Raw genomic sequence first — 21,354 nt, 5'->3', positions numbered from 1 at the left:
AATTCTATACTTGCACCTCAATTAAATTTAGAGGAATTATGAGTCAATATAGAATTCTCAATGGGAATGAGCTAATCATTCAAGGTGCTCTTGAAGCTGGTTTTAATCTTTATACTGGATATCCAGGATCACCGTTAGCAGATTATTTTAATATCTTATATAGCAAGAAAAAAGAGTTTCACGAAAAAGGTATCCGTGTTGTTATTGCAAACTCGGAAGCCAATGCAGCGGCCATGGCCAGTGGAGTAAAACAAGCGGGACGTGACTGTATTGTTGCCATGAAATCAATGGGACTTCATGTTGCAAGTGATGCTTTATCCGTTGGTAACTTTGCCAATCCTGCGAGACCTAAGATAGTCGATGGAAAGGAAGTTTATCCTGCTACTGTTATTTGTGTTGGAGATGACCCTTGGTCGATGTCCACTTCAACTGCAGCTGATTCAAGATATCTTTTTAAGCATCTTCATATGTCTTTTCTAGAACCTTCAAATCCTAAAGAGTTAAAAGACTGGATTGCTAAGGCAAAAGAAATTTCTTCTAAAACAAGTTTATATCAAGGATTACTTCTAACGACTTTTCTTGCTGAAGGTGGTGGAAGAGTTGAGTGCTTTGACGAGGCCCCGATTGATGGCAATTTAATCGATATCGATCCTTCAACTTTTGATCTTCAAAAAAATGTAATGGTTCCACCAAATTCTCTACTTGCTGATGTGAGTATGATTAAAGAGCGCTTTCCAAAACTTCAAAGTGTACTTAAAGAGATGGCCCTTGATCAAGTTTTTGGAAATATTAACGCTGATATTGGTTTTATCTCAAGCGGTGTAATTTTCGAAACCCTTAAGCAATGCCTAGAAGAAGGTGAGTATCTTGATCACTTCTCTTTATATAAAGTTGCTTCTTCATTTCCACTTGTTGATGACATCTTAGTACCTTACTTAAAGGGCTTGAAGAAGCTTGTTGTGGTTGAAGAAAAGCGAGGTTTCTTAGAGGGGGAGATTCGCTCTCTTTGTCAGAAACATGGCCTGACTCTTGATATTGTTGGTAAAGACTTTAAGGACTCTGAAGGCTTTCCTGCATTTGGTGGGCTTAGTTATGAGATCATCAGTGAAAAACTTGAAACACTGAAAGACTATCTTGAAGTTGGCCAATGTAAATCATTGGCATTCGAAGAAAGGAATTTCGGAGAGATTCTTCCAAAGAGACTTCCTACTTTTTGTCCAGGTTGTCCTCACCGTGAGACTCTTTCTCTTTTAAAAGACCTTCGTCGCTGGCTTAAGGCCCAAGATATTGACCTTATCACTCATGGTGACGTTGGTTGCTATTCACTTTCATTTTTACCGCCATTTGGAGAAATGCATAATTTATCAGCAATGGGGCAAGGTGGTGCTCTTGGTGCGGGGATGGATCTTTTCACAAAGAATCCTTCTGTTGTTCTTATGGGAGACTCAACTTTCTTCCACTCAGGCCTTACTGATATTTCAAATTCAGTTCAAGCTGATCACGATATTACTTATATTCTTTTAGATAATGATAATACGGCCATGACTGGGCACCAGATGACTCCTGCTTCTCAAGTTAACGTAGAGGGAAGTAAGAGGCCAAAGCAAGATATGTTAAATATCGTTCAAAACCTTGGTGTTAAGGTAGCTAAGGAAGTCAATCCATCAGATCGCTACTTTTACCAAAACCTTATGCGGGAATTTGTTGTTCAAAAAGGTGTGAAGGTTATTATTTCAAATAAAGAATGTTCTCTTACTTACCAAGCAAAGGTAAGAGCAAAGGAGAGAACTCAGATTAAACAGAAAGGGTCTTTAACTGAGAAAACTTTCTATCAAATTAATACTTCTGCTTGTGAAGACTGCCGTATTTGTATTGAAGAGACAGGTTGTCCTGGCCTAACTCAGGTTATGGATGCATATGGTACTAAGATGGCAATTGACCCTACTATTTGTGTGGCCGATAGTTATTGTACAAAAATGAAGGCGTGTCCAAGTTTTGAAAAAGTTGTGGTCAAAGGTTATCACCCAACAATGTATCGTGACAGTGATCTTTCTCACTTAACATATGATCTGAAAGAATTTGAAACGAAGAAAACATTTGATGCAATTGCTAGTGGTGACACTTGGCGAATGGTTGTAACGGGAGTCGGTGGATCGGGGATTACAACGATCTCTAAAATTATTGCAAATGCATGTGTTGAAATGGCCGGCCGTGATGATCTGGATTTTAAATTTATGGATCAAAAGGGCCTTGCTCAAAGAAATGGAAATGTAACGGGACATATGTCGATTTGTCATAAAGAAAAATCGATGGGGGCCGTAACTCCTCGTGGTGGTTCTGATGTACTTTTAAGTCCTGACCTTTTAGATGGTATTGGACAACTGGGATTTTTAAAGACTGAGAATGCTGTTGCAATTTTTGATGATTCGTATCAAGTGCCTCTTTCAATTCTTCTTGATAAGGGGGAGAGTGAAGAAAGTTTAACTAGAGCTAAGCTTATTGAAAAAGTTAGAAGTAAAGGTGATGACAGAATTATTCTGGTTCCTCTTAAGAAGTGGTGTGATCTCTTCTTTGGTAAAGCGGTCTATGCTTCAAGTATGATTCTCGGTTATGCATTTCAATTAGGTCTTGTTCCATTTGGTGAAGATGATCTTCTTGGGGCCTTAAAGAAGTCGATGAAGCCTGCTGAAATTGAAAATAATATCGCTTCGTTTAAGCTAGGGCGAGAAATGGCGTCTCTTGGAACTGAAGCTTTTGAAGCTAAGTATAAGAATCTTGTCGTAAAGAACAAGGACCCTCTCGATTTAGCAATCGAGTCCGTAAGGGAGTCACTACTTCCTTGGCATAATTCTACTTATATTATTAATAAATTTAGACAACATCTTGATCAAGCAATTGTTGATATTAACTGGATGAGTCGCAAGGACTTAATTCAGATCATTCACGATCAGTATATATACAATCGTGGAAAAGAGACGACTGAGTTTATTTCTGGGGCCAGAGCAGTGGGAACTATTGTTGATGAAGAAAATAAAGTTCTTGCTACACGTGTTCTTGCTAAGACATTTATCGTTAAAGATGAAGTCATGGTTGCTCACTTAATGCTTTCACCTTTTTTAAAGCAAATGGAAGAGAGTATCTATAGCTTCCTTGGTAAGTCTTATACTAAAGAGAGAATTAACCGTCCTTCATTTGATATCTTTGGAAAGAAGATTGAATTTGATATTTCGCCAAAAGATTGGCAACTAAAAATTATGAGACACTTTAGAATCTTACGTTCTCTGCTGCCTGCTTGGCATGCAAAAGAAAGAGAGATTGGTTCTAAGGTAAGAAATTACTTATTTAACGGTATTCAAAAAATTGAAGCGAAGAATAGTCAATATCACGCCCTTAAGCTTCTCGATAATATTAAAGGTTACAGGGAAGTTCGCTACACTAATGCGCAAAGAGTATTTAAAGAGTTGGAGATCAATTGAAGCAATCAGTTTCAGCAATATTTATCTGTGAGGACCAAGTCCTTATTATGAAGAGACAAAACTATCTGAGAGCATTTCCTGGCTACTCTTCTTTTCCTGGAGGAAAAGTTGATGAAGAGGATGTGCTCAATGGTGGAGATGATTACCTTCTCTTTGCTCTAAAAAGAGAGATCCAAGAGGAGCTTCATATAAATATTGATGAACTATTAAAGTCAGGTCACATACTTGATGTTAAGCAATACGCTTTAGCAGTCACTCCTGACTTTAATCCACATCGATTTGAGAATTATTACTTCAAGGTTTTTATTAAAGATAAGAGTGCTCTTGAAGAAATTAATTTTCACTTTGACGAGGGAGAAATTGCCAAGGCAACGTGGATGAATTGTCACGAGGCCTTTACTGAATATAAGAAAGGACATCTCTTGGTTGTTCCTCCTATGATTACAATTCTTAAAGACCTTGATCGTGATATTAATTCTCTTGATTTCCTTGATGCTAACTTGAAGTATGATGGAGATTTGCAGGTTCCAATGATTGAGCCTTTATTTGGCCTACGTCAATACATGCCTCTTTCACATACTTTTCCTCCAGCAAATCGTACGAATTGTTTTGTCATTGGAGATGATAATGGAAAGAAAATTGTTATCGATCCATCTCCTAAGAATGAAGAAGAACTAGAAAAGCTAATTTATGGCCTAAAGGAACATGATCTTAGTGAGATATTTCTTACTCATCACCATCCTGATCATCACGAGTTTAGTCGTGAATTAGCAAAGATATTAAAACTACCTTTTTCTATGTCCGAAGGTACTTATGAACATCTTTTAGGAGACTTTGGGCAGGATTATTTTGATGGCCATGAAGTAAAGTTCTATGATGATGGCGATATTGTGACAACGTCATGTGGCCATGAAGTAAAGCTAGTTACGACTGGTGGCCATGCTTTTGGTCAGAGCTCTCTTCTAAGAGCTGACGGGGCATGGATGATTGTTTCAGATCTAATCCAAACGATTGGAACAGTTACAATAAGTGGCCGAGGCTCTGATATGAGAGAATATTTTCACTCTCTTACTAATGTAATCAATCTAGATCCACAAGTTGTAATGCCTTCACATGGAATTTGTCTTGGTGGAACAAATAAAATTAAGCAAACTCTTGATCATCGAATCGAAAGAGAGAATCAAATCCGTGCTTGCTTGGAAGAAGGCAAGAGTCGTGAAGAGATTTTTCAATCAATATACCCAGATCTTCCTGAAAGATTACATAAGTACGCCTATGCTACGATTGATTCCCACTTAGATAAATTAACTAAGTATGGGCCAGGACTTTGCTAAAAAGCAAAATTTATTGGCACAATTAATTGCACAGTTTTTGGTGAATAGTAATTTTACAATTGAAAATTATTCTTTGATATCAGCTAGTTAAAGTCGGTCTAAAAATTATCTTGCACCTAATTTATTAAAATTATTCACTCACACCCTTTCTCAAGTGAAAATGATAGAGGGGAGTGGTCAACTTTATTGTCGGTTAAGTAAAGAAATAAAACTTATTAACCGATAAATTAAGAAGATTAATCTATGTGAGGAAGAAATGAAAGTTGTTAAATCATCGATTATCCTATTATTCACGATTAACTCAAGCTTTGCTAATGGACAATCAGGTCTTATTAGTGGAGTGGCTGATCAAAGTGGTGACATGCTTGGCGCTGCGGTTGGTAATGCGGTTGTGAATGCAAGTGGGCAATTCAATGCTGTGGACCCTGTTCAACAAGTCCTTGTTCAACAAGTCTATAACATCGCTGAAACGAATAATGATTTTGAGAAGTCGATTCGTCTTAAGCGTCTACAGCTTAGAGAGCTTGAAGGTGGGGATGGAATTAGAAGTAAAGTTCCTCCGATGTTTTACAGTGCAAGCTTCCTTCAAACTGGTCTTATGAGTCGTATTGAAGATCCAATGGACGACTTTAGTTATGATAATCTAATCGAATTGAATTATGACGATGGTGACAAATCACTAAAGGGATTATCGAATTCTCCTTTCATTTTTAAGCAAAAAGTACAATATCCACATAGTTCTGCAGTGGCCGTTGGAGGCAATCCTTGGAATAATGCGACTGCTTTTCGCTTTGATGAAGCCTACAGGCCTTGTACTGGTGATGATTCAATTTCTGAGAATCGTCTAGGGACGAATGGTGAGTTCCTTGAGTCATTTATGTTTAAGCTTGATAGCCGTTTTAAAGGCTGTTCTGATGACTATTTAACAATAGATGAAGATCCATTTAGTATAACACCAAAAGTTGACCCTCAAAAATTCTGTAATTGCGCAAATAAGATAACTCATTCTGATGAACAAGAAGAAGAGCTAGGTCAGAAGGATGTTATTGATAACTTCTCTGATAAAATTTATGAAAAAGTTGTCGCTCACAGAGTCAAAGAATTTAAAGACTTCTTAGAGAGCGCAAGAGTTCGTTTTGATGAATTTGACAAGCACAGCTATGTGAATGACCCGTATAGTTGCTCTGGGCAGAATATTGAAAACCTAAGTAATAAGCTTAAGTCTTGTTTTGCAGGAAGGCTTGGTGATGCTATTGATAAGAAACTGGAACTTGATTCTTCGGATGATATGATTGGCCTACACTTTATGACAACGATTCCAGCTCTTGGTAACTCGTCTAGACAGTCTCGCGCTAAGAATCGCTTCGAGCAAATCTTTGAAGACATTGATAAAAATGTTAGTGGACAAAGACAGATGTTCACAACTGATGAAGAAAAGCTAAAAGAATTCGCAAATATTTTTATCTTAGAATATAGCCAGCATAAAAGAGGACCTTTAGGGTTTCCTCGTTCATATGTGGCACGCTTAAATAAGTATATCTATAGTGATCCTGTTATGTATGGAGCTTATCAAGATTTTAGAAAGCAGGAACTTGATGTAACGGATAAAACATTAAGAGCAAAGGCCAATTTAGAAAATAAAAGTTATGGTTGGGGAAGCTCTTTTGTCGATAATATGTATATCTCTCAAGTTCAGGAAGATATGCTAATGTTACAATTTGCAACATCAATTTCCAGTCAAACATTACCACGACTACTTGATGGTTCTTCAAAGGCATCTCTATCTGAAATCTCAAACGCTCTAAATGCTCTTGAAACGAAAAATGATCAAGGCGCTAAAGTGATGGGAGATATGTATAACGTAATTAGAAATCAGCACGAAGATGAATTAAGAGCAACATGTCGTCAAAAAATTGAGGCCCTTGAAAAGGATTGTAACAGTAGTCCTAAAGAGATTATGTCTTCTCTTTCTTTAGAAGAATTCGTTGCGATTAATGATACAAATAGTGAAGACGTTTCTTTGAATTCAAGAAAGTATTGTCTTGCCCTAGATATGGGTGTTACCAATGAGAATGCGGCCAAGCTTGCTAGCTCTGTTGTTTCGGACTCACAAAAAGTCTTAGAGCAAATTAAAGGCTCATATGATCCAACGACTGGCCTTGGGACTAATAAAGTAAAGAGTGACGACGATTCAAAATTAGATGGAGGCCTCGGAGGCTTTGTTGAAAGAGCTAATACTGCTGGTGATATTATTAATAATGGACAAGACTCAGGTGTCGCAAATGATGGAAGTTCAAGCGAGTATAATTTTGATGAAGCTGCGCAATTTCTTGAAAGCTACAATAGTTCAAACTCTTCATTACCATCTAATAGTTTTGCAAGTTCGAATGTTATTGATAACAACTCTCTGCAATCAATGATTCAAAATCCGTCAACATCTGTTAAGTCTCTTGAAGATGTGAAAACAAGAGTTGAGGATGAAGCCGAGGCAATTGCGAAAGAGCTTGAAGAGAACCGAAACTCTACAGCTGTTTCTACTGATGAAGCGAGTCAGAGTGCGGAGCTTAGAGCTGAGCTTGCTGCACTTAAAGCACAAATAGCAGAGCTTAATACTGCTATAACTGCAAAGTCTGAAAAACCTATTGATGAAGATGATCCTGAAAGAGAAAAGCGTATTGCAGCTCAAAGAAATAAAGTAATGTCTAATATAGCTGCAAGTAGTGGTTTTGGTGGAGGTCGTCGAGATGCGGCACCTGCAGGAAATACTAGAGCTGTACAGCAGGCGTCTAGTGGATCGAGTATTCCTTCAAATCTTTCTGCTGGAGCTGGAGGCAGTTCTTCATCGGCCGGTACAGGAATTAGTGCGATCAATCGACTAGGTGCAACTGGTGGACTAGGACTTACAGCAGGCTCTTCTTCACGTGCTTCTTCAGGAGCAGTAGCAGGTGATAATATTGCTAAAAGTGATCAACGCTTAGTTGCAAAAGCTATCGCTGAAGGGAATAACAGTGTTGTTCTTGCCGATGGCCGTGTCTATTATATTGGTCATGATGAAGATGGAAATGTGATTCTTTCTGAAACAGCAGAAGAAGTATTAGCTGGTGTGACGAGTCCTGAGCAAGAAGGACCTCAACTTCCTACTCCTAAGGCCGAAGACGGTCCTAAGCGTGAAATTGCTTCTGAAGGTGAAGAAGTAAAAGTTCCTGGCGAGGATAGTATTTATACTAAGTTCTTAAATGCCGCAGAAATCAACGAATAGAATTATCAATAAATTCACATATAGAAAAGACCAGCAATAGCTGGTCTTTTTTATTTTTTTTACTTTTTTTTGAAAATAGAAAGTGTTGAAACGACGACTATTATTGGCGCAAGGAGATTTTGTTGTTTAGTCGCTATTTATTTATTTTTAAACAGTTGTACACGTGAATTCAGTGAGTTTGCTCACCTCATAATTAAGTTATTTGTAGTGTGTTTAGAAAATTTATTTTTAGCGTCCATAATATATTGAAGAAAGGAAGGTGAACAATAAATTTTGGTCACTTAAGAGAATTCTTAATGCCACCGATAGACAAATTGGATCAGGTATCCGGGACGGAAATGAAATTAATTAAAATATTTATTACTACGACATTGTTTACACTACAGAACACTACTCAAGCAGCCGCTATCCTAGGAGTCGCTGGAGGTTCGTTTTCTACACCACTTCAACAAAACTTACTAATGTTAAGTGAAGTCGATACGGTTATTGCTGATGCTGGTATCTATCTTCTTGAACAGGTTGATCACAACGAAAATACATTCAATGAGATTAGAAAGAATCGTATCCTTGGTACAAGTGATCCATTTGTGGAAATGGAGAAGTCTCTTGCAAAGTCTGGCTGTGTTGGTGATCGTAAGAGTTCATCTCCAGCTGATAATCAAATTGATCAAGTGACAAAAATGGAAATCAGTATGTCTCGTTATGGTAATGCATGTCGAGACACTTTATATAGTGTTGACCTTCAAGAAGGTGCTAAAGAGAAAATTAATGTTGAACAATACTGTGGTTGTGTAAGTAACGTTACAGCTACTGTAACTCAAGAACAGGTATTAGTACCTAATTCAGATGAAGCATATAAGAGTAAGTTTCACTCTGCGATTGTGGCCAGCCGAGTTTATAATCTTTTTGATCTCATTAGAGACAATGCTGGACGATTAGAACGTTATCGTCACGAACTAGCTATTAGAGATAAAAACTTTGATCGATTTACTTGTACAAAAAGTGATATTGATAAAATTAGTCAAAAAATTGAGTCTTGTTTAAGCCCTCAAGTTAGAAATGCTATTGATAAGAAACTTGGTTATAATTTGGATAATCTTATCAAAACAAGTACTGAAGGTGAGGCAAAGCAGCGCCTAAATCATGTTTTCACAAAATCTAATACAGAAATCGATGATTATTTTGATGAGAAAATTGCAGCTGAGAATGTTGCCCTCGATGGTAATGGCGGTAGTAAAAGAAACCAATTCATTGATCTTTTCATTGTAAGATTCAATGAACAAAGAATTAGTGGTGAAGGATATTCGAAGTATTATAAAGATGATCTTAAAGCTTATGTTTATAATAACAAAATCTTTAGTCGTGAATTTTATAGTTTTAGAGAAAGAGAAATTGCAAAGTCAGATAAGTTAAGTCGCTCCCTTTATTATCAAACTGATGGTAAAGAAGGTCGCCTTGATTATGCTAATCAAGTCTTTACTGCAGAAGAAGAGGATCAATTTCTAATTCAATACGTATCCTTCTTTGGTTCAAAATTTATGAAATCAATGGTTCGTGACGCAGATGATTTTGAGCAAGTAACTAAGGCCTTAAAAGAAATTAAAAATCAAGGTGTTGATACTAAGAGCTTTATCTTTGATTCTCTTATGAATCACTTAACAGATTTGAAAGAAGAAGTAATTAGTGAGTGTGAGAGTCGTATTGAAGAACTTGAGTATACTTGTGATCCTTCAAATTTTGATGATGTAATGAAAAGTGTATCTGCAGTTGAATTTACTGAGGCGAATGAGTCATTTGGTGGAAATGATATTGAAACAGCAGAGTTCTATTGTTCAGCTTTTAATAAAGGAGAGATCCCACAAACTATTGCGGGTGGGTATGGTAACTTTACTTCAACTTATGACCCTGCACTCGTTTTTGATGAAGTTCGTGGAAGTCACGGACAGCAAATTGCTTCAGTTAGAGAGTCCTATGAGAAGGGTGGCCTAGCAAATGCGTTTAATAATAATTCTAAATCAAATTCGAATATAGAAAATGTATCTGCAGATGCTATCGATGATGGAGCCTTTTCTCAAACGGCAGAGTACCTAAATAAGAAGTATACAAATACACAAAATACTGGGATGGCACAAAGCTCGCAAATGGCTACGATGGGACAGGCCCAAGTTGCTCAGGTGCAAACAAATACTGCTTCTCAAGTAAATGAAACAAAACATGAAAGAGTCGAGAGAGAGATCGAAAATCAAGTTGAGAAAATAGAAAATCAACTTGCATCAAGTGTTAATGACGATCAAGAAGCGCAAGAGCTTAGAAAGCAACTTAAAGAGTTAAAAGAACAACTGGCCAATGTTGCAAAAAATGCACTTGCAGTTAATGAAGAAAGCGCAAAGAGAAAAGAAAGAAGTATTGCTAGTGAGCAAAATTTTGCTGATGAGCGAGCATTAGGTCACTTTGGTAGTAGTTCTTCTGCATATCCTCACTCTGGTGCAGCTCCATCTAGTGTAAGAGGAGGGGCCTCTGTTGGTACAACTTCTGGCCGTGGTGGTGGAGCATCAATAGCAGGTGCTGGAACTTCTGGATCAGCATCTTCAATCTCAGCTGCCCTTGGCGCAGCAGATATGGTATCAGGACTTAGTTTATCTAGTAATACACGATCAGATGTACTATCGGTATCAGATAATCGAATAGGAAAGCAAGATCGTAAGCTAGTTGCTGATGCAATTTCAAAAGGTAGCAATCGCGTTGTCCTAGCAGATGGTCAGACATACTTCATTGGCCATGATGATGATGGGAACGTCATCCTTTCACAATCAAAAGATGCACTATTTGAGGTAGCAATGCTTCCTGAATTAGAGGGGCCCCAGTTAGAAGCAGATCAGATTAAAAAACTGGATAACGCAGGTCGCTCAATTGCCTCGGAGGCTTCAGAAGTAAGTTCTGAGGATAGTATCTACTCTCAATTTCTCAATGCAGCAGAAATATCAGAATAATTTCTTAGAATAAGCCGATGCAAGGCGCGTTATAACGTGCCTTGCCTTGTCAAAATCCCTCATAAATAGATAAAATTGCTCAGTTTTTATTACAAAAGTTAGAGGCAATTTCTATGACAATTTCAGGGACGCTACCTATCGTTTCTAAGGTCGATCGATCAAGTGATGACTTTAGAGAGAATTTCAATTTTCATTTTTCAAATGTAGAAGAATTAAGAAACAAAGTTAAACATGCTCATATGGGTGGAGGAGAAAAATCTGTTTCTCGTCACCACTCTCGTGGAAAATTATTACCACGTGAGCGTATTGATAAAATCCTCGATGCAGGATCTCCATTTATCGAATTATCATCTCTTGCTGCAAACGGCATGTATGGAATGGATATCCCAAGTGCTGGTATTGTTACGGGGATTGGTAAGGTTCACGGTGTTTGGTGTATGTTCGTGGCCAATGATGCAACTGTTAAGGGTGGAACTTATTTTCCAATGACAGTTAAGAAACACTTAAGAGCGCAAGAGGTGGCACGTGAGAATCGCCTTCCATGTGTTTATCTTGTGGACTCTGGTGGAGCATTCTTACCAATGCAAGATGAAGTATTTCCAGATAAAGAACACTTTGGAAGAATCTTTTTTAATCAGGCCCAAATGTCTGCCCAAGGGATTCCACAAATTGCTGTTGTTCTTGGTTCATGTACTGCTGGTGGAGCTTACGTTCCTGCGATGGCGGATGAATCAATTATTGTAAAAGATAATGGGACGATCTTTTTAGGAGGACCTCCTCTAGTAAAAGCTGCAACAGGTGAAGAAGTTGATGCTCAAACTCTTGGTGGGGCAAAAGTTCACACAAGTGAATCAGGTGTTGCTGACCACTTCGCTGAAGACGAAGACGACGCTCTTGCAATTACAAGATCAATTCTTGAAAATATAAACTTTGAGCAAAACGAAGACGACTTCAATTTTGAAATGCCAAAGTATGATGCCGAAGATATTTACGGAATTCTTCCTCGTGATACGAAGAAGCCATTTGATATTAGAGAGATCATTGCTTGCCTTGTGGATGGTTCACGCTTTCATGAGTTTAAAGAAAAATACGGGCCAACACTGGTTTGTGGTTTCGCAAAGATTTGTGGAGAAAGAGTAGGGATCGTAGCTAATAACGGTATTCTCTTTTCTGAATCGGCAATTAAAGGTTCTCACTTTATTCAGCTTTGCGGACAAAGAAATATTCCATTAGTTTTCCTACAAAATATTACTGGTTTCATGGTTGGTTCTAAATATGAAGCTGAAGGAATTGCAAAACATGGTGCTAAAATGGTTACGGCCGTTTCAACTGTTAATGTTCCAAAGTTTACAGTTGTGATTGGTGGATCTTTTGGTGCTGGTAACTACGGTATGTGTGGTCGTGCTTATTCTCCTCGTTTCTTATGGATGTGGCCTAATGCTCGTATCTCAGTAATGGGTGGTGAGCAAGCAGCAGGAGTACTTGCAACTGTTCGTCAAGACGGGCTTGTTGCAAAAGGTGAAAAGCCGATGACGGCCGAAGAAGAAGCGAAGTTTAAACAACCTATCTTAGATAAATACGAAAATGAAGGAAGCGCATATTATTCAACAGCAAGACTGTGGGATGACGGTGTGATTGAACCTCATAAAACTCGTGATATCTTAGGTGCGGCAATTAAAGCAAGCAAACAGGCTCCAATTGAAGAGACTAAGTTTGGTGTCTTTAGAATGTAGTGAAATAGAAGAAGGATTTTTTATGACAGGATATACAAAAGAGATAAAAACAGGTGAAGAAAGTGGGATTTGTTTCATCACACTAAATCGCCCAGAAGTTCATAATGCATTCAATGATGAGATGATTGCAGCACTTACAGAAGAGTTCCTAGCACTTGAAAATGATGATAGCGTCCGCGTTGTTGTTCTTACTGGTGCCGGAAAATCATTTTGCGCAGGAGCTGATCTAAATTGGATGAAAAAAATGAAAGACTATTCAATGGAAGAAAATATTGCGGACTCTAAAAAGTTAGCGGGACTATTTCATGCAATTAACAATCTTTCTAAGCCAGTCATTGGCCGAGTAAATGGCGCTGCCCTTGGTGGTGGAGTTGGTCTTGTTGCTTGTTGTGACTTTGTCATCGCAAGTGAGAGTGCAAAATTTGGTCTTACGGAAGTTAATCTTGGACTTGTTCCTGCGGTAATTTCTCCATTTGTTATGGCAAAAATTGGAGAGTCAAATGCTCGCCACCTATTTCTTACTGGTGAGAGATTTGATGGAGAACGTGCTCTACAAATTGGCCTTATTCATAGAGTTTCTCTTGATCGCTACTATGATGCAGATATCGTCAATATGGCAAAAGAACTCATTAAAGTTGCACCAAATGCACAGAGAGTTGCAAAGAAGTTAATTTTTGGTGTTAAAGAGCGTCTTGGAAATGATGAAGCAACAATGAATTACACTTGTGAAGTTATTGCTAAGCAGAGAATTTCTGATGAAGGTCAGGAAGGTATGACAGCATTACTTGAAAAAAGAAAACCAAACTGGAAGTAAGTTATATATGGCAACTATAAAGAAAATTGAGAAAGTATTAATCGCCAACCGCGCTGAGATTGCACTAAGAGTTATCAAAACTTGTCGCACTCTTGGAATTAAAACAGTAACTCTTTACACTTTTGAAGAAAGAAATCTTCCTCAAAGAGAATTTGCAGATGAGACTTATTACTTAGAAGGAAAACTTCTTAGTGAAACATATCTGAATATGGATAAGATCATTCAAATTGCAAAAGATAGTGGATGTGATGCAATTCACCCTGGTTATGGTTTCTTATCTGAAAACGCAATATTTGCTCAGAAAGTAACTGATGCAGGTCTTGTGTTTATTGGACCAACTCCTGAGCATATTGTTCTTATGGGAGATAAGAAAGGGTCTAAAGACAAGATGATTGAAATCGGTGTTCCTGTTATTCCAGGATACAATGGTGAAAATCAAGAACCTGAATTCTTAAAGTCTGAAGCTGATAAAATGGGCTATCCTGTACTGATTAAAGCATCTGCCGGTGGTGGTGGAAAAGGGATGAGAGTTGTTAATGACTCGAAAGACTTTCTTGCTGAACTTGAAAGTTGTAAGCGAGAGGCCCTAAGCTCATTTGGTTCCGATATTGTCTTGATTGAAAAATTCATAACAAGTCCACGCCATATTGAAATTCAAGTAATGAGTGATACTCACGGGAATCACTTTCACTTTTTTGAAAGAGAATGTTCAATTCAAAGACGTCACCAAAAAATTATTGAAGAGTCTCCTTCTTTGGCCCTAAGTGATGAGCTTCGTAAAAAGATGACTGATGCAGCTGTTAAGATTACAACGGCCATCGATTATCATGGTGCTGGTACTGTTGAATTAATTCTTGACGGTGAAAACTTCTATTTTCTTGAAATGAATACAAGATTACAGGTTGAGCACCCTGTCACTGAAATGGTAACAGGATATGATCTTGTCGAATTACAGCTTATGGCAGCAAGTGGTGAGAGATTTGAGTTTACTCAAGATGATATTAAGCAAGTCGGGCACGCTATTGAATGTCGTATCTATGCAGAAGATCCTGATAATGACTTTATGCCAGCAATTGGTCGCCTTGAATATATTGGGGATGCAATTGAGGGGATTCGTCTAGACACTGGTTATAAGAATGGAAACTCAATCACTGTTAACTTTGACCCAATGATTGCAAAAGTAATTACTTGGGGAGCTGAAAGAAATGAAGCTGTAGGAACAATGATTGCAGGTCTTAATCACCTTCCATTTGAAGGTTTAACAACAAATAATGACTATCTCGTAAGAATTTTAAAGCATGAGGCATTCCTTGCTGGTAACACTTATACTCACTTTGTAAAAACTTATGAAGCAGATCTTGCACCTGCTGAAGTTTATGCAGAAGAGATTGCTGCTGCTCTTGCTCACGATTTCTTAAAAGATGATATCATGTTTGATTCTTTTAGAATGAGCGGTGACCAAGGTGAAAAGAGAATTTATGACTTTGGAGAAAATACTTTTGAAGCTTTCTTCAAGTTCTCAGGTGTGAGTACTCTTGTTGTACGTTTTGAAGGCTTTACTTGTACTGTTGATATTGAAGAAGATGCTCTTTGGATTAACGAAGTTCCATTCCATATTCTAACGCAAAAGAATGCCTATATTGTAAATAGTAAGCGTGTTGAACTTTCACGAAGTGTTGCGAAGCGCTCTGGGGCTGCTACAGGTGAGGCCCATGAAATGAGCTCGCCAATGCCTGGGAAAATTCTTAAGGTTCTTGTTCAAGCAGGGCAAGAAGTTAAAATTGGTGATGCTCTAGTTGTTATGGAGGCCATGAAAATGGAACATACTGTAAAGGCATCTCGTGATGGTAAGATTGATGCTATACTAGTTCAAGAAGGCCAAACAATTGATGGTGGAGTTGACCTCGTAGAATTAAACTAATTCGGATTAACTATGACTAAAAAAATTAAGATTGTTGAAGTTGGACCTCGCGACGGATTACAAAATGAAAAAAGTTTTGTCGCCACAGAAGATAAGCTCGAGTTTATCAAGCTTTTAAGTGAGACAGGACTTTCAACAATTGAAGTAACAAGCTTTGTTCGTCCTGATAAGATTCCTCAAATGCAGGATGCAGCAGAGCTGTATCCTCAGGTATTAAAAATCACTGAAGATAAGGGGATTGCGACTCCTTGTTTAGTACCCAACTTAAAGGGACTAGAGCTTGCAAAGAGTCTTGGGGTGAAAGAGATTAGTATGTTTACTGCAACATCGAATACTTTCAACCAGAAGAATATCAATGCAACTATTGAAGAGGCCCATGCAAGACAGATTGAAGTGGCAAAGGCCGCTCTTGATGAAGGAATGAAAGTTAGAGGCTATCTTTCAACAGTTTTTGGTTGCCCTTATGAAAAAGAAATAAAAGATAAATCAATCGTTGATGGAATCCAAAGATTATTAGATCTAGGGTGTTACGAAATATCATTAGGGGATACTATTGGTGTCGCTAACCCTAACCAAGTGCGAAGAATTACAAAACTAATTAAAGATCACTTTGGTTTAAAACAGATGGCAATGCACTTTCACGATACAGAGGGGATGGCCCTCGCTAATATCTACGCTTCTTTAGAAGAGGGGATTGAGGTTTTTGATTCATCTGCAGCAGGTCTTGGCGGTTGTCCATATGCAAAAGGTGCAAGTGGGAATGTGGCAACAGATGACGTTGTTAATCTCTTACATAAACTTGGTTTTGATACAGGCGTGGATATGGATAAACTCCATGATGCTAGCTCTTTTATTATTTCTAAAATCGGTCACACTGCACCGTCTAAGTTTTTTCAAGCTTATAAAGGAAGAAAGTAATGTCTATTTACGGCTACGAATTTGAACACTTAAAAATTGAAAAGAAAGACGCAACCCTTTGGGTAAGTCTTGATAATACTAAGATGGCAAATGCTATCACTAATAAAATGATTGCTTCTCTTACTGAAGTTTTAACATTCGCTGATGGTGATCCAGATATTCGCGTGATCGTTCTTAGAGGCGAAGGCGACAACTTCTGTGCCGGTGGTGATATTAAAGCAATGATTGCTCGCAAAGGAATGTTTGCAGGTGAATCTTTTGAGCTCAGAAATCGTTACTCACGTGGAATTCAAAATATTCCTCGAGTTATCGAAAGACTTCAAAAACCAATTATAGCAATGGTTCACGGTGGTGCAATTGGAGCTGGATGTGATCTTGTAGCGATGTGTGATCTTGCAGTCGCAAGCGATGATGCGAAATTTGGTGAAACTTTCTGTAAGCTCTCTCTCGTTCCTGGAGATGGTGGGCCATTCTTTTTAACTCGAAAAGTTGGTTACACAAAAGCAATGGAGATGTACTTAACGGGTCGTATTTATACTGCTAAAGAGGCCATGCAAATGGGCCTTGTTAATAATATCGTAACAGGTGAGGACCTTGAGCTTGCTGTATCTGCTTTTGCAAATGAAATAGCTGCTAATGCTCCAGTTGCAGTACAATTGACAAAGACAGCAATGAAGCGTGCTGCTCACGATGATCTTGAGTCTCATCTCAATTTAATGAGTGCATACCAAGGAATTGCGCAAAGAACGAATGATCACTTTGAGGGACTTTCAGCTCTAAAAGAGAAGAGAAGCCCAGACTTCAAGGGAAATTAATATTAATATAATCGTAATGGGCCTTTTTGCCTTCTTTCTTTCGTCTTGCTCTAGCACACTCTATAGTGGAGATGGTGAGAGGCTTTTGCATATTTCAAAACATGCAAATCGAGAGGCCATTACGTTAAAAGCAAATCACGAAATTCAAAATATGTTTTATGGATCACTTCCGAAACAGCATCATATAAAACTAGGTAATGATTTCTTTCGTCGTCGAAGTGAGTATGTTTCACGTGTTGAAATTCAAGAGATTGAATCTCCACTTGATCAATTTATAAAATTTTTAAGTTTTGGCCTTTTTTCCAAAAAGCAAATTGAAGTTAAGGCGGCCACTGATATTGGAGAGAATGAGTATGAAGTTTACTAGATTTGTCATTCTCCCTTTTATACTGTTCATTACTTCTTGTGCATCAAGTGGAGTTAAGCTCAATAGTCAATTTTGTGCTTCTCCAAATGGTATTTGGGCAAAAGCAGACGATAAACTTGATTATCGTGTTTCAAAAAATATTTCTGGCTTTGGTATTGAAGAGCGTAGAATTAGAGATATTTTTAAGCAACGAAGTTATGATTGTCGCAAGGTAAGTAAGATGCGTGTGACGATTAAGCAGGGATTTTTTGAAACACTACTTAGCCTTATCCCAGGTTACTCTTCCAATACTGTTATCATTGATTTTAATCTAGAAGATTCATAAGTCCTGAAAAGAAATCTTTCTTATAGGCGTCGACTTCTTCTTGAGTTTCAAGGTGACCGAAGTTTTGACGGTCTTGTTTAACAAAGTATTTTTTTGCATCATCAGTGCATAGAAAGCGTGAGTGATGGCGTGTTAGCATATTGCCGTATATTTTTCTTTGCTTACACACTGTCATGATAAGCTTTTCTTGAGCGCGAGTAATCCCTACATAACAAAGTCTACGCTCTTCTGCGTCTCCTTCGCCATTAACAATTGTTTTCTTGTGCGGAAGGATTTCTTCTTCGACTCCAACCATATAAACTTGTTTAAACTCAAGCCCCTTTGATGAGTGAAGAGTCATCATCGTAACTTCATTCTTTCTTACATCATCATCTTCGTCTTCATCTTTTGTATCCTGAGAATCTTGAAGCATAAGCTTTTCCATGAATTTATCTAGGGTAGCTTGTTCCTTAAAATTCTCTGTAAAACGCGCCGCTGATTCAATGAAGAAGTGAATATCGTCTTTTTTACGTGAAGCCTGCTTAACTTGGTCATAGCATTTGTCGATATATTCAAAATACTTTAGATCATCCGTAAGACTTGTGATTGCCTGACTAAGAGGTAGTCTTCCAAAATACTCTTTTGCACTTTCAATAAAATTAATAAATGTTGTAATCTTATCCGCTCGTGTACCCGCAAGTTCAGGTGCATTTTTCATTGCACTAAACAGATCGATCTGATGGGCCTCACTTTCTTCTAGAAATTTCTCTAAAGTCTTCATTCCGATTCCACGATTTGGAACATTTAGAATTCTTCGAAGCGCCATTTGATCGGCAGGATTTTTAATGACCGAAAGATAGGCCATGATATCTTTTACTTCTTTTTTCTCGTAAAATTTTTGGCCACCGATAATTGTATAGGGAACCTGAGAAAGTCTTAGCTGCTCTTCAATTGGTGCTGCTTGAGTATTTGAACGGTAAAGAATTGCGATGTCACCTAAATGCCCACCTTTAGATTGGTGAGAGATAATATCTTCAACAATGATTTCCGCCTCATGTTCAGTATCTTCAAGCTCCCAAAGGATAGGCCTGTGATCACTTGGTTTATCTGACCACAGTGTCTTGTCTCGACGATCTGTATTTTCTTGAATAACAGCGTTAGCAAGTTTTAGAATCGGTGAGATTGAGCGATAATTCTGCTCTAGCTTGATAACTTTTGCACGAGAGTAATCTCTTTCAAAGCCAATGATATTTGAAATATCGGCACCTCGAAACGAATAGATTGCTTGATCATCGTCACCAACAACACACAGATTATCGTGGGCACAAGTTAAGTGTCGAATAAGTCTAAATTGAAGTGGATTTGTATCTTGGTACTCATCTACCATAATGTACTTAAATCCATTTGAATATTCTAAAGCGATTTCGGGATTCTCATCAAAGAGCCTAACTGTTAGAAGAAGAATATCATCAAAGTCGATGGCATTATAAAATTTAAGCTTCTCTTGATAAAATTCGTAGAGAAAATTAACTGCGTGATCATAAGGATCTTCTCCATCAAAGAATGGCGAATCAGCAAAGTCCTCAGGCTTAATCCCTTCGTTTTTAAGCTTTCCAATCTTAGACTGAATAACTTCTTTCTTAAATGAGCCCTTGTTATCGTGATAAAGTCTAAGACCTTCACGTATGATACTCATTTGATCTGTTTGGTCGTAGATCGAGAAGTTCTTATGATAACCCAAATGAGTAATTTCTTTCTTAAGAATTTTCAGACCTAGTGAGTGAAAAGTCGCTAAAGTCATTCCTTTAGATTTATTCTTTCCAAGCAGGCCGTGAACTCTTTCTTTCATTTCCTTTGCGGCCTTATTTGTAAATGAAACGGCCAGAATCTGTTTTCCAGGAATATGCAGGTTATCAACCATATGCGCAATTCGGTAGGTGATTGTACGTGTTTTACCACTTCCAGCACCTGCTAAAATCAGTACTGGGCCTTCGATGGTCTCAGCCGCCGCGCGTTGTTTGTCGTTTAATCCTGCCAATGAAATCATGCGTATAATGTGCCTTTAGAAAGGCGATTAGGCAATCTGTTTGTTGGTATGGGTTCCTGGATACTTTTCGGGATGCTTAGCATAATTACTTCATGCCACGCATCCCGAAAAGTATCCAGGAACCTTGCATTGCATCTTGATAAAACCGAGCTAAAGAGTCAGAATTCCATACATGAACACAACACACCTTAGATCGATTTTATTGAATTTAATAATTCTACTTGGTGCACTATACACCCAAGCATCTGAGCTTCCATCGCGAAGTGATATCCATGCATTAATTGGCCAACAGACTTCCGTTAAGTCTCAAGGCTCCCGTGGTACATGCACTATGTTTAGTGCAATTGGAATTGTTGAGCACTTACTAATTCGTAAGCATGGGGTTCTACCAGTTGAGCTCGATTTGTCTGAGCAGTGGATGGAATATCTCATAATGAAGGATAAGAGTTGGGAAGGTTCAACAACATCTAAAAATATGCGTGCCATTCTTGATTGGGGAGTTGTTTACGAAAAAACTTGGCCTTACTCTCGCAAGAAATGGCCATCTCTTGAAGATGACTATCCTGAAATCACTATGGCCAAACAAACTTGTGGCCATTTAGTAGAGCTTCCAAAGTATCTACAGTCTTGTTTACTTGGGCAGCGTGATCCTCGTTTATTTGAAATGACTGATTATGATATTGCTCAAATTGATCCTGATTTTATTCCAATTAGAAAAGAGGCAATTTATTTAAGAGACACTTTAGTGGATGATCTTTATTCAAGAAAGAAGTCTTACATGTCGAAAGACTTATCCAAAATTAAGAAATGGTTAAGTCAAGGAAAGTCAGTTATTCTAGGAACTAAGTTGTACTATGGATCTTGGAATGCAAAAAAGACTCAGACTCTTGAGATTCAAGAACGTGATAAGAGCAAATGGTATGCAGGCATTGTTGGCTATCCTGAAGTTGGAACACGTGATCGTCGAATTTCGGGAGAAAAAGGCGGGGGCCATTCGATGATTCTTGTTGGTTATGACGATGATGTTGTTGTGAAGACTAGAATGCAGATGGAAGATGGCTCTTGGCAGGAATTCGAATATAAGGGTGTTTATTACTTTAAGAATTCTTGGGGAGTTAAAGGCTTTGGGAAGAAGTTTAAGTTAGATGAAGTAAACTATCCAGGTTATGGAATGATTACTCAAAAATATGCACATGATTTTGGAAATTTTTTCTATATAGATTAAGGAGATGGCCATGGCCAAGAAGAAAGTAGCAAAGAAGAAAGTTGCTAAAAAAGCAACTAAGAAAGTAGCAAAGAAAGCAACTAAGAAAGTAGCAAAGAAAAAAGCAACTAAGAAAGTAGCAAAGAAAGCAACTAAGAAAGTAGCAAAGAAA

At 38.0% G+C, this 21,354-nt stretch carries 13 protein-coding genes; 12 read left to right on the top strand and 1 reads right to left on the bottom strand.

Annotation, left to right across the window (positions count from 1 at the left end; all coding sequences use genetic code 11):
• The first annotated feature begins 38 nt into the window (after positions 1 to 38).
• The 11 genes from ACMAYS_RS03525 (at position 39) to ACMAYS_RS03475 (ending at position 17,952) form a co-directional block, all read left to right on the top strand.
• On the top strand, positions 39 to 3,476 hold the full coding sequence (locus ACMAYS_RS03525) for a thiamine pyrophosphate-dependent enzyme (RefSeq protein ID WP_412462751.1): 3,438 nt from the start codon (positions 39 to 41) through the stop codon (positions 3,474 to 3,476).
• Complete coding sequence (locus ACMAYS_RS03520; protein ID WP_412462750.1) at positions 3,473 to 4,810, top strand: NUDIX domain-containing protein; 1,338 nt, start codon at positions 3,473 to 3,475, stop codon at positions 4,808 to 4,810. The genes ACMAYS_RS03525 and ACMAYS_RS03520 overlap by 4 nt, the downstream gene beginning before the upstream one ends.
• A 256-nt stretch (positions 4,811 to 5,066) precedes the next feature.
• Entirely contained in the window at positions 5,067 to 8,069 is a 3,003-nt protein-coding gene (locus ACMAYS_RS03515; RefSeq protein ID WP_412462749.1) for a hypothetical protein, read from the top strand.
• Between the two features lie 338 nt (positions 8,070 to 8,407).
• Entirely contained in the window at positions 8,408 to 11,059 is a 2,652-nt protein-coding gene (locus ACMAYS_RS03510; protein WP_412462748.1) for a hypothetical protein, read from the top strand.
• A 113-nt stretch (positions 11,060 to 11,172) separates the two neighbouring features.
• Positions 11,173 to 12,792, top strand: a complete 1,620-nt coding sequence (locus tag ACMAYS_RS03505; RefSeq protein ID WP_103216902.1) for a carboxyl transferase domain-containing protein — start codon at positions 11,173 to 11,175, stop codon at positions 12,790 to 12,792.
• A 22-nt stretch (positions 12,793 to 12,814) separates the two neighbouring features.
• Positions 12,815 to 13,606 carry an enoyl-CoA hydratase-related protein gene (locus ACMAYS_RS03500; protein WP_103216903.1) on the top strand — a complete coding sequence of 264 codons (792 nt, stop codon included), beginning with the start codon at positions 12,815 to 12,817 and terminating at the stop codon, positions 13,604 to 13,606.
• A 7-nt stretch (positions 13,607 to 13,613) separates the two neighbouring features.
• A complete protein-coding gene (locus ACMAYS_RS03495) occupies positions 13,614 to 15,527 on the top strand; it encodes an acetyl/propionyl/methylcrotonyl-CoA carboxylase subunit alpha (protein ID WP_146037771.1) in 1,914 nt (637 codons plus the stop codon).
• A 12-nt stretch (positions 15,528 to 15,539) separates the two neighbouring features.
• On the top strand, positions 15,540 to 16,445 hold the full coding sequence (locus ACMAYS_RS03490) for a hydroxymethylglutaryl-CoA lyase (protein ID WP_103216905.1): 906 nt from the start codon (positions 15,540 to 15,542) through the stop codon (positions 16,443 to 16,445).
• Complete coding sequence (locus ACMAYS_RS03485; RefSeq protein ID WP_412462747.1) at positions 16,445 to 17,260, top strand: enoyl-CoA hydratase-related protein; 816 nt, start codon at positions 16,445 to 16,447, stop codon at positions 17,258 to 17,260. Before ACMAYS_RS03490 ends, ACMAYS_RS03485 begins: the two co-directional genes overlap by 1 nt.
• 85 nt (positions 17,261 to 17,345) lie before the next feature.
• Positions 17,346 to 17,627, top strand: a complete 282-nt coding sequence (locus ACMAYS_RS03480; protein ID WP_146037772.1) for a hypothetical protein — start codon at positions 17,346 to 17,348, stop codon at positions 17,625 to 17,627.
• Positions 17,614 to 17,952, top strand: a complete 339-nt coding sequence (locus ACMAYS_RS03475; protein ID WP_412462746.1) for a hypothetical protein — start codon at positions 17,614 to 17,616, stop codon at positions 17,950 to 17,952. The genes ACMAYS_RS03480 and ACMAYS_RS03475 overlap by 14 nt, the downstream gene beginning before the upstream one ends.
• On the opposite strand, the gene ACMAYS_RS03470 is transcribed toward ACMAYS_RS03475, so the two are convergent.
• Positions 17,933 to 19,978, bottom strand: a complete 2,046-nt coding sequence (locus ACMAYS_RS03470; RefSeq protein WP_103216909.1) for an ATP-dependent helicase — start codon at positions 19,976 to 19,978, stop codon at positions 17,933 to 17,935. The two genes, ACMAYS_RS03475 and ACMAYS_RS03470, sit on opposite strands and share 20 nt — an antisense overlap.
• Positions 19,979 to 20,180: 202 nt before the next feature.
• On the opposite strand from ACMAYS_RS03470, the gene ACMAYS_RS03465 reads away from it, so the two are divergent.
• Complete coding sequence (locus ACMAYS_RS03465) at positions 20,181 to 21,203, top strand: C1 family peptidase (protein WP_392991533.1); 1,023 nt, start codon at positions 20,181 to 20,183, stop codon at positions 21,201 to 21,203.
• Positions 21,204 to 21,354 lie beyond the last annotated feature (151 nt).

This window comes from Halobacteriovorax sp. RT-2-6 (assembly GCF_047085025.1).
Taxonomy (GTDB): Bacteria; Bdellovibrionota; Bacteriovoracia; order Bacteriovoracales; family Bacteriovoracaceae; genus Halobacteriovorax_A.
The sequence above is the reverse complement of the archived record's forward strand: the minus strand, read 5'-3'. Positions and strand labels throughout refer to the sequence as shown.